Origin of the sequence: Halorubrum sp. SD683, assembly GCF_002135045.1 — an archaeon.
GTDB classification, from domain to species: Archaea; Halobacteriota; Halobacteria; order Halobacteriales; family Haloferacaceae; genus Halorubrum; species Halorubrum ezzemoulense.
This window is the reverse complement of record NZ_NEWJ01000037.1, coordinates 17,122-27,492: the sequence shown is the minus strand read 5'-3', so window position 1 is coordinate 27,492 and position 10,371 is coordinate 17,122. Positions and strand designations below refer to the sequence as shown.

8 protein-coding genes and 1 pseudogene are annotated in these 10,371 nt (G+C 70.3%); 5 read left to right on the top strand and 4 right to left on the bottom strand.

Features of this window, described 5'->3' with window-relative positions:
* Positions 1 to 114 precede the first annotated feature (114 nt).
* From thsB to B9G49_RS10325, 3 genes and pseudogenes are all read right to left on the bottom strand, one after another.
* Complete coding sequence (gene thsB, locus B9G49_RS10335) at positions 115 to 1,761, bottom strand: thermosome subunit beta (RefSeq protein ID WP_049931518.1); 1,647 nt, start codon at positions 1,759 to 1,761, stop codon at positions 115 to 117.
* A gap of 242 nt (positions 1,762 to 2,003) precedes the next feature.
* Positions 2,004 to 2,141: pseudogene (locus B9G49_RS10330) on the bottom strand (copper resistance protein CopD); the annotation flags it as partial.
* A 63-nt stretch (positions 2,142 to 2,204) separates the two neighbouring features.
* Positions 2,205 to 2,540, bottom strand: coding sequence for a hypothetical protein (locus B9G49_RS10325; protein ID WP_049931425.1), 336 nt, complete (start codon positions 2,538 to 2,540; stop codon positions 2,205 to 2,207).
* A gap of 184 nt (positions 2,541 to 2,724) precedes the next feature.
* Here B9G49_RS10325 and B9G49_RS10320 point away from each other — a divergent pair, with 184 nt between their 5' ends.
* The 5 genes from B9G49_RS10320 (at position 2,725) to pheA (ending at position 8,158) form a co-directional block, all read left to right on the top strand.
* Positions 2,725 to 4,341, top strand: coding sequence for a BCCT family transporter (locus B9G49_RS10320; RefSeq protein WP_049931426.1), 1,617 nt, complete (start codon positions 2,725 to 2,727; stop codon positions 4,339 to 4,341).
* Between the two features lie 96 nt (positions 4,342 to 4,437).
* The gene (locus tag B9G49_RS10315; protein ID WP_049931427.1) at positions 4,438 to 4,965 is read left to right on the top strand and encodes a hypothetical protein; all 528 of its coding nucleotides are present in this window, start codon (positions 4,438 to 4,440) and stop codon (positions 4,963 to 4,965) included.
* Positions 4,966 to 5,160: 195 nt separating this feature from the next.
* Entirely contained in the window at positions 5,161 to 6,030 is an 870-nt protein-coding gene (locus B9G49_RS10310; RefSeq protein WP_086216304.1) for a CbiX/SirB N-terminal domain-containing protein, read from the top strand.
* A gap of 2 nt (positions 6,031 to 6,032) precedes the next feature.
* Complete coding sequence (locus B9G49_RS10305; RefSeq protein ID WP_086216303.1) at positions 6,033 to 7,262, top strand: DR2241 family protein; 1,230 nt, start codon at positions 6,033 to 6,035, stop codon at positions 7,260 to 7,262.
* An 89-nt stretch (positions 7,263 to 7,351) separates the two neighbouring features.
* Positions 7,352 to 8,158, top strand: a complete 807-nt coding sequence (gene pheA / locus B9G49_RS10300) for a prephenate dehydratase (protein ID WP_086216302.1) — start codon at positions 7,352 to 7,354, stop codon at positions 8,156 to 8,158.
* A gap of 553 nt (positions 8,159 to 8,711) precedes the next feature.
* On the opposite strand, the gene cysS is transcribed toward pheA, so the two are convergent.
* Complete coding sequence (cysS, locus tag B9G49_RS10295; RefSeq protein ID WP_086216301.1) at positions 8,712 to 10,229, bottom strand: cysteine--tRNA ligase; 1,518 nt, start codon at positions 10,227 to 10,229, stop codon at positions 8,712 to 8,714.
* Between the last annotated feature and the right edge of the window lie 142 nt (positions 10,230 to 10,371).

The following is a 10,371-nucleotide window of genomic DNA, read 5'->3' as shown; positions in this document are numbered from 1 at the left end:
CCCTGGCCCGGCCGCCTGGTGCGGCGTGTCGGAGGGTCTGGGTTGAAACGGGGGAAAACGGAGCGTTCGTTGGACGAAACGGTGGGAACGGTGGAAGTACGTTCTCGGCCGACTTCACATCGCGCCGCCCATGCCGCCCATGCCGCCCATGCCGCCGCCGGGGGCGCCGCCCTCGTCGTCGCCGCCCGCCGTCGAGAGGTCGCCCGCCGAAATGATGTCGTCGATTTTCAGGACCAGGTTCGCCGCCTCGGCCGCGGAGGCGATCGCCTGCTCCTTCGCGTGGGCCGTCTCGACGACGCCCGCCTCGGCCGTGTCGACGACCTCGCCGGCGAACACGTCGAGCCCGGCGTGCTGGTCGCCCGCCTCGTGGGCCGCGCGGAGGTCGACCAGCAGGTCGATCGCGTCGAGGCCCGCGTTCTCGGCGAGCACGCGCGGGATCAGTTCGAGGGAGTCGGCGAACGCCTCGACCGCGAGCTGCTCGCGCCCCTCGACGGAGTCGGCGTAGTCGCGCAGGCGGCGCGCGATCTCGACCTCGACCGCGCCGCCGCCGGGCAGCGTGCGCCCGTCGGAGACGGTCGTCGAGACCACGTCGAGCGCGTCCTGGATGCCGCGTTCGAGCTCGTCGACAACGTGGTCAGTCGTGCCGTACAGGAGGAGCGTGACGCCGTGGGCGTCCTCGCCCTCGACGTAGAACAGCTCCTCGTCGCCGTCGCGCTCGACCGAGCCGACCGCGAGGTCGTCCGCGGTGAGGGAGTCGAGGTCGGTGACGATCGGCGCACCGAGGACGTTCTTCAGGAACGTCAGGTCGGACTTCTTCGTGCGGCGGACCGCCAGCACGCCCTCCTTGGCGAGGTAGTGCTGCGCGAGGTCGTCGATGCCCTTCTGACAGAAGACGACGTCGGCGCCGGAGTCGACGATCTGGTCGACCTTCTCGCGGAGCTGCTCCTCCTCCTGATCGAGGAACTTCTGGAGCTGGTCCGGCGAGTCGACGTTGACGGAGGTGTCCACGTCGGCCTCCTCGACCTCGATCGGGTCGTTGAGGAGCAGGACGTTCGCCGACTCGAAGTCGGTCGGCATGTCGTCGTGGACCGGGTCCTTGTCGATCGCCGCACCGGTGAGCAGGCGGGACTCGCCCGCCGCGCGACCGGTGCGCGTCTCGATGTTCAAGTTCGCCAGGTCGACCACGTGGGAGCCGTCGTCGGCCTCGACCGTGACGCCCTGTACAGCGCGGACGACGAGGTCGGCGAGCACGTCCTTGTCGAGCTCGGCGCCCTTGCCGGTCATGGACGTCTCGGCGACGTTCTGGAGCGTCTCAGTGTCGTCGGGGTCGACCGCGGTCGCGACCTCGTCGACCTGCTCGCGGGCGTACTCGCTCGCGAGGTTGAACCCCTTGATCACCGCTGTCGGGTGGATGTCCTGTTCAAGCAGGTCCTCGGCGTTCTTCAGCAGCTCGCCCGCGATGGCGACCGCGCTGGTCGTCCCGTCGCCGGCCTCGTCCTCCTGGGTCTCGGCGACCTCGACGACCATCTCGGCGGTCGGGTTGTCGATGTCCATCTCCTGGAGGATGGTGACGCCGTCGTTGGTGATGGTGACGTCGCCCATCGAGTTGACGAGCATCTTGTCCATCCCCTTCGGTCCGAGCGTCGACCGGACGGACTCGGCGACGCCGCGCGCCGCGGAGATATTGTACTCCTGTGCGTCCTTGTCCTGGACGCGCTGGGCGTCATCGCCCATGATGATCATCGGCTGACCCTGCTGCATTCGCTGACTCATACAGCGTTTGATTGATTGTGATTCTATATAAATGTCTCGTTGACGGCCGGACGGACACGGACGGACGCCGTCGGGAGCCGCCGTCGAAAACCGCACGACACCGGACCGTTTCTTCCCGGATCGTGCGGAGAGTTAGCATTGATCTTTGGTGGGACGAATTCGGCTATCCGACGCCGTTTATATATCTCGCTCTCGCCGCCGCGTCACCCCGGAACCCCGCCGGCGAGCAACGCAGCGTCGACGAACGCCTCGCGGCCGAGCGTCCCGTCGGTCGCCCGCGGCAGGGTCGCGTAGACGACGTACAGCGTCGCGCCGGTCCACAGCGCGCCGGAGACCACGTGGAAGACGAAGGCGGTCGTGAGCAGCACACCGTTCCGTCCGGCTAACGACGGCATAATCAGGCCGCGCCGTCGCGTTCCGAGATCTCCGCGTCACGGCAGCGTCAGCGTCCCCTCGTACCGGTGCGTGCCGTCGACAGTCTCGCGGTACTCGTACGCGGGCGGGGGCTCGATCCCCCACTCGCGGAGGCGCTCGTCGACGCCGTCCACATACGTGACGAGGAACGAATCCCGGTCGCGGAGCGTCGGCGGCGTCCGGGTGTACTCCGTCTCGAACCGACACCGCGCCGTTCGCCCGTCGTCGTTGACCTCGATCCGGACCCGGAGGTCCGAGCGCAGCCGCTCGCGGACCGGCGGCGGGTCGCCGCGGAGGTGCCCCTCGCCGAACGCGTCGATCGCGGCCAGCGCCTCGTTCGGGACGTGGTTCACGGCCGCGGATACGGGCTGGCAACACGAATCTCTGCCGCCCGCGCGCCGCCGGATCGGCGCGGCCGACGACGGTGACGGTCCGCCGTCGATTCCCGACCACGGTGCGCGGACGAAAACGGACGTACACGCACTCGGAAACAGGTTTAATCCGGTTGAGGCCCTGCTGATCGATACCCACTCGTTTATGAATGGACGCTCCGTCGTCGAGTCGATACGCTCGTTCAGATCCGAGGTCGATCCCGTGCCCTTCGCCGCCGGCGCGCTGGCAACGTTCGCGTTCCTCGCGTACACGGCGGCCGACACGGAAGGCGCCGCCGCCGCGATCGACGCGGCGTTCGTCACGTTCGGCCAGGGGCTCGCGTGGCTCTACCTCGGCACGGTGCTCGCGCTGGTCGGGGCCGCCGGCTACCTCCTCGTCAGTCGCTACGGACGCGTCCGCCTCGGCGAGGGCGACCCCGAGTACGGGACGGCGTCGTACGTGGCGATGTTCTTCTCGGCCGGGCTGTCGGCTGGCATCGTCTTCTTCGGTCCCGTGGAGGCGCTGTTACACTACCAGACCGTCCCGCCGCTGTTCGCGGGCGAGGTGGCCGCGGAGTCGAGCGCGGCGGCGGTGCCCGCGGTCGCGTACACGGTCTTCCACTACGGCGTCAGCGCCTGGGGCGGGTACCTCGCGATCGGTATTCCGGTCGCGTACTTCGCCTACCGGCACGACGCTCCGTTCCGCGTCTCCACCGCGCTGTATCCCGTCCTCGGCCCCGACCGGCTCGACGGCCTCGTCGCCCGGACGGTCGACACCCTCGCTGTCGTCGCCACCATCGGCGGGATCGCGACCGGGCTCGGCTTCATCGCCACCCAGCTGCTCACCGGCGTCACGTTCCGGACCGGAGTCGCGTTCGGCGACGCCGAGACGGTCGCCGTCATCGTCGGCATCACCGTCCTCTTCACGCTCTCGCTCGTCGCGGGCGTGAGCCGCGGCATCCGACGGCTGTCCGTGTTCAACATCGCGGTCATGGCCCTGCTCCTCGGCGTGGCGCTCCTCGCCGGGCCGACGGTCGACGTGTTGAACATCGGCGTGGCGGCGCTCGGCACGTACGCGACCTCCTTCTTCGAGATGAGCCTGTTCACGGGGAGCGGCGTGGAGGGCGGCGCGAGCTGGACGGCGGCGTGGACCGTCTTCTACTGGTCGTGGTGGATCGCGTGGGCGCCGTTCGTCGGGCTGTTCCTCGCGCGGATCTCCCGCGGCCGGACGATCCGGTCGGTGGTCGGCACCGCCTTCGGGACGATGACCGCGGTCTCGGCGCTGTGGTTCACCGTCGTCGGGGGGACGTCGATCCGGATCCAGCAGTCCGGCGCGGCCGACGTGCTCGGCGCGGTCGGCGAGTTCGGCGACGGCGTCTCCGGCTACGTCATCTTCGGGGCGTTCCCCGGCGGCGAGCTGTGGCAGCTGCTGTTCTTAGTGCTGGTGACGACGTTCTTCCTCACCTCCGCCGACTCCTCGACGCTCGCGGTCGGCATGCTCACGACCGGCGGCAGCCGGAAGCCGTCGGGCGCGAACCGGGTCTTCTGGGGGATCCTCCAGGGTGCGATCGCCTCCGTGCTCGTGGTCGTCGGCGGCGCGACCGCGCTCCGGTCGTCGGTGATCGTCACGGGCGCCCCGTTCGCGCTCGTCTGTCTCGTCGCCATGGGCGGGTTCCTGCGCTGGCTGTCGCGGTCCGACGAGCCGGTCGCCGCGGACGATCCCCGGCCGGAGTCCGACCCCGTGCCGCCCGCGTCGGCGAGCCCCGCCGAGGACGACGACTGACCGCGCGGGACCGCCGGCCCCCGCGGACGACGCCGGACCGACCCTGACGACGCGGCGATCGAAACCGGCTTGATCGACGCGCGCGCAAGTCGGTCCATGTCGCTGGCAGCCGACACCCGCGAGGCCGTCCGCTCGCGGCCGTTCGTCTTCGACGCGCTCCGCGCCGGCCTCCTGAACCACAGCGCCGCGGCCGCGTGGCTCGCCGAGGCCGCCGCCCTCGACGGCGAGCCGGACGCGGTCGCGGCCGCTCTCCGGCGCTTCCGCGAGGACCTGCCCGCGTACGCGACGGAATCGCGAGGGACGACCGTCTCGATGCGCAGCGGGGTCGGGCTCTCGGCGGCCGACGGCGCGGCCGAGGGCGACGCCGGCGAGCCGCTCCTCCGCGTCGGCGACGCGGCCGTCGCTCCGGAGGGCGACCGCACGGCGATCGTCGCGACCGGCGATGTCGACGCCGCGGCGCTCGGGGCGTCGCTCCGCCGGTTGGCCGTTCGGGACATCGAGGTCCCGGCCGCCGGCGTCGCGGAGAATACGCTCGTCTGCGTCGTCGGGCGGCGCGACGGTCCGGACGCGGTCCGGATCGTCGAGGCCGCGCTCGACGCGGTGCCGACGACCGACTCGACCTGACGCGCGGTCGATGGCCGGCTCCGCCTTGACGCGCGGTCGATGGCCGGCTCCGCCTTGACGCGCGTTCAACGACAGCTCCGGCCTGTCGCGCGGTCGACGCCGCTTTGCGGGTTGACCCCGAACCCCGGCGTCGCACCGTTTTCGCACTCCCGCAGCCTCCGAAGTCCCTAAGAGCGGCGCGGCCCCAGTACGGGTATGCAGTCGCTCGTCATCGTCGCGCACGGCTCGCACCTCAACCCCGAGTCGAGCGCGCCGACGTACGACCACGCCGACACGATCCGCGCCACCGGTGCCTTCGACGAGGTCCGCACCGGCTTCTGGAAGGAGGAGCCGCACTTCCGAGAGGTGCTCCGCACCGTCGAGGGCGACGAGGTGTACGTCGTCCCGCTGTTCATTTCGGAGGGCTACTTCACCGAGCAGGTGATCCCCCGCGAGCTCCGCCTCGCCGGCTGGGACGTCTCGGAGTGGGACTCCGACGGCCTCTCGGCGGACCAGGCGACGCTCGTCGCCGAGGACATCGACGAGGAGGTCCACTACTGCGGGCCGGTGGGGACCCACCGCGCGATGACCGACGTGATCGTCCGCCGCGCGGAGTCCGTGACGAACGACGCCGACGTGGGCGACGGGTTCGGCCTCGCGGTCGTCGGCCACGGCACCGAGCGCAACGAGAACTCGGCGAAGGCGATCGAGTACCACGCCGACCGGATCGCCGAGCGCGACCGATTCGACGAGGTGAAGCCGCTGTACATGGACGAGGACCCGGAGGTCGACGACCTCCCCGAGCACTTCGAGAGCGACGATGTCGTCTTAGTTCCCCTCTTCATCGCCGACGGCTACCACACGCAGGAGGACATCCCGGAGGACGTGGGCCTCTGTGAGGACCACACCGAGGGATACGACGTGCCCGAGACGGTCGACGGCACGCGGATCTGGTACGCGGGCGCGGTGGGGACGGAGCCGCTCATGGCCGACGTGGTCTTAGAGCGCGCCGACGACGCCGGCGCCGACCTTGGGACGGCGCTCGACGACGTGCGAGAGACTACCCGCGTCGCCACGGGGGACTGAGCGTGAGCGACCCGACCTCCGCGGAGGCTGACGCGGCCGACGACGGATCCGAAGACGCCGGTGGCGAGCCCGACGCGCCAGAGATCGACCTCCCGAGCGAGGCGTTCGACGCGGTCCTCGACGCGCTCGCCGACCGCGAGCCGGGGGAGCCCGTCCGGTTCGAGGGGTTCAGCGTGGCGCGCGGCGCCGACGAAGACGACGAGGACGCTCCCGTCGAGGACGCCCCCGGCGAGTACGTCCTCGCCGACGGCGACCGCCCGGTCGGGCTGAGCGAGCGCGAGCTCCACGAGGCGCTCTCCGAGCGCGCCGCGGCCGTCACCGACTGGTACACCTTCGAGCGCGTCGTCGGCGAGTTCGGGCCGCGTCGCGCGTTCCTCCGCTGGATCGAGGACGCGGACGGCGATACCGTCGCGACCCGGTACGCCGCGCTCGCCGAGGGCATCGAACGCGCGTGGGGCGAACTGAAGATCACGGCGACGGTCACCGACCGCGGGGAGCGCCGCTACGACGTGCGCCACGCCGACGACGCCGGCGTCCCGGTCGACGATCTGGACGCGTACGACGACCCGCTCAACGACCGCGATCTGGTGACGTTCGACGAACAGGGGCGGTACCGCCCGCTCAAGACGGCCCCGTCGCTCGCTGGCGGCTGGGTGTTCCCCGACCTCGGCCCGCGCGACCTCTACGAGGCGGTCGAGACGATCTACCCCGCGACCGTCGCCAACTGGCACCGCGAGCGCGAGGGGGAGCTCGACGTGACTCACTGGCGCGAGACGATGGAGCGCCAGTCGGGCATCTACGGCGTCGTGAAGACGTGGGACCGCGGCGAGGGGTACGAGCACGTCAACTGGGTGGCGGAGGCCTGTTGCGACGACTCGCAGTGTCTCAAGCGCCGCGAGTGGCAGTACGACGACGAGACGGACCTCGACGTCGACGGCGGCGACGGCGCGTTCCCCTGCCGCGAGCCGTGTTCAGTCGTGGTGTCGGCCGCGCGGAAGTGGACGCGACTGGAGAGCGAGCAGCCGCGGACGTACGAGTTCGACCTGACCCCGAGCGAGAAGGAGCAGGTCGAGGACATCATCGACGCGGTCGCGGACGGCCGGACCGACGAGATCCGCGAGGCGGACACGAAGGAGGGGGCGAACCGGTACCGGGCGCGCTTCCTCCGCGCCAAGCTGTTCGACGACGAGGGGAACCTCGGCGGCGTGCCGACCGAATCGGCCGAGGAGTGACCGGCTCCGTAGCCCGACTCCGATCGGACGCACCGGAAACATCGCCGCGCCCCGCAGGCTTTTCTCGGCTCCCCTGAAACGGTGGGGCAATGAACGCCGTCACGTTGGGTCCCGCCGGCACGTACTCGCACCGCGCCGCGCGCGCCGTCGCCGCCGAGGTGTCGTTCCGCGAATCGGTCACCGCAATCGTCGACGCCGTCGCGGACGGCGAGTTCGAGCGCGGCGTCGTCCCCATCGAGAACAGCATCGAGGGGTCGGTCACGGAGAGCCTCGACGCGCTCGCCGACTACGACGTGTCCGTCACCCGCGAGATCGTCACGCCGATCCGCCACGCCCTCCTCTCGCAGGACGACTCGTTCGAGGTCGTCGCGAGCCACTCGCAGGCGCTCGCGCAGTGTCGTAACTGGCTGGAGTCGAACTACCCGGACGCCGGCCTCGAAGCGGTCGCTTCCACGGCCCGCGGCGTCGAGCGCGCCCGCGAGGACGCCCGCGTCGCCGGGATCGGGCACCCGGACAACGCCGGCGCCGACCTCTCTATCCTCGCGGAAGACATCCAGGACCGGACGTCAAACGCGACGCGGTTCCTCGTCGTCGCGCCCGAGTCCGCGAGGACCGACGCCGGCGGGAAGACCACGCTGATCGTCTACCCGAACGCGAACTACCCCGGCCTCCTGCTGGAGCTGCTGGAGGCGTTCGCCGACCGCAACCTCAACCTCTCGCGGATCGAGTCGCGCCCGAGCGGCGAGCGCCTCGGCGACTACCTGTTCCACTTCGACGTGGACGCCGGGCTCTACGAGGACCACATGGCGAAGGCGGTCGACGACGTCGAGACCATCGCGGACAAGGGGTGGGTGAAGGTGCTCGGATCGTACGACACCGAGCACGTGCTCGACTGAGACCTGAACTTCGGAAGACTGCGACCCGTTGCTCCGTTATTTAAACGACCAGACCTAACGGTGACGACTATTTATCGATGAACGCGGCGGTACGGTTGCGCGTGCCTCCGATCGGCCGCCGCAGGCGGCCGTGAGGAGCGCGTGCGAAGTCGCCGGCGCCACGCGCCGACTGCCAGAGGGACCGAAGGTCCCTCGTTGGAGTCGCTGGCTCCCGGAGCGAAGCGGAGGGCGCCAGCGACGAGGCTGGGGAGGCGCGAGGTGCGGTGCTGTGCGGTGCGGGACTCAAAGGGGCAGCCCTGAGTGCGAAGCACGGAGACGCAAGTAGCGGGGCGCTACGCGCCGCGGGAAGCCGGCGGCGAAGCCACCGGCGACACCGCAGCGAAGGGGCGGTAGCGACCGACCGAGGAACACAGCGAGCCGCGCGAGCCCTCACGACTGGGGCTTTGGAGATGTTATCCGCGGTTCCGTCGGCAGCTGTTTATATACGAGCGACCGGGCCACCCACCGCTATCGCCACACTGACGATCCCTCCGGTGAAACGCGCGGTTCCGTATTACTCGAACCGGTACGTCGCGCCGTCCGGGCCGTCCTCGATCTCGACGCCGACCTCGCCGAGCGCGTCGCGGAGCTCGTCCGCGCGCTCGTAGTTGCCCGCCTCGCGCTCGGCCTCGCGGACGTCCAACACGAGTTCGACCAGCTCGCCGGCAAGGTCGATGTCGCCGTCGCTCGGCGACTCGAACTGGAGGCCCAACACGTCGCCGCCGAGCTCTTCGAACGTCTCGACCGCCTCGCGGAGGCCCCGGTAGTCGTAGGCGGCGTCTGCGTCACGGGTCCCGTTCCCGTCATCGTTCCCCTCGTCGACCGCGTCCACGTGTCGGTTCACCGCGTCGGTGAGATCGAGGAGCGCCGCGGTCGCCTCCCGGAGATTGAGGTCGTCGTTCATCGCGGCCGCGAAGTCGTCGCGGGCGGCCTCGACCGCGCCGTGGAGGTCGTCGTCTTCGGCTTTCGCTCGGGCCTCGGTCGAGTCGAGCGCCTCGACGGCGCGGTCGTACGTGCGGGAGAGCCGCTCCCAGCGCTCCTCGGCCTCCGCGATCGTCTCCTCGGTGAGCGCCTGCTCGGAGCGGTAGGCGGCGCCGGCGTAGAACGTGCGGACGACGTTGACGCCGAGTTCGTCGAGGGCGTCCGGAACGGTCCAGAAGTTTCCGATCGACGAGGACATCTTCTCGCCGTCCATCTCCAGCAGGCCGACGTGGAGCCAGTGGCGCGCGAACGCCTCGCCGGTCGCCGCCTCGGACTGCGCGATCTCGTTCTCGTGGTGCGGGAAGACGAGGTCGCGCCCGCCCATGTGGATGTCGAGGGTGTCCCCGAGGTGCGTCGTCGACATCGCCGAGCACTCCACGTGCCACCCGGGTCGCCCCTCGCTCCACGGCGACGCCCACGTCTCGCCCTCGGGCGTCTCAGCGCCGTGGTCGTGTTTCGCGTGTTCGCGCGCCGCGGTCTCGCTCACGCCGTCGGCCTTCCACAGCGCGAAGTCGGCCGGATTCCGCTTCTCCGAGCGCTCGTCCGGCTCGCCCTGCGCTTCGAGCGCGTCCAACTCCTGGTTCGAGAGCTTCCCGTACTCGTCGAAGCGGGTCACGTCGAAGTAGACGGAGCCGTTCGACTCGTAGGCGTACCCCTCCTCGATCAGGGTCTCGACGATGTCGACGATCTCCGGCACGTGCTCGGTGACGCGGGGGTACACCTCCGCCCGCCTGAGGTTGAGTCCGCGCATCGCGTCGAACGTCGTGGCGGTGAACGCCTCGGCCACGTCGCGTTCCTCGGTCCAGTCGTCGCGCTCGCCGACGCGGGCCGTGATCTTCTCGTTGACGTCGGTGACGTTCTCGACGTGGCGTACGTCGTAGCCGAGGTGTTCGAGCCACCGGTGGAGCACGTCCGCGTGGAACCACAGGCGGGCGTGCCCGAGGTGCGGGTCGTCCGACACCGTCAGGCCGCAGACGTACAGCGTGACGTCGCCGTCGGCCGTGAACTCGACGCGCTCGTCTTCCAGGGTGTCGGTAACGACGAGACTCATTACGAGACGGTTGCCGAGGTGAGCGTTTCAAATCGTCGGATCGCGCGAGACGACGACCACCCGCCCGACGCGGTCGGCGGGTCGATCGTGGACGCCTTCGGTGACTTGGCGGTGAACACCTCCAAAGCCCCAGTCGCGAGGC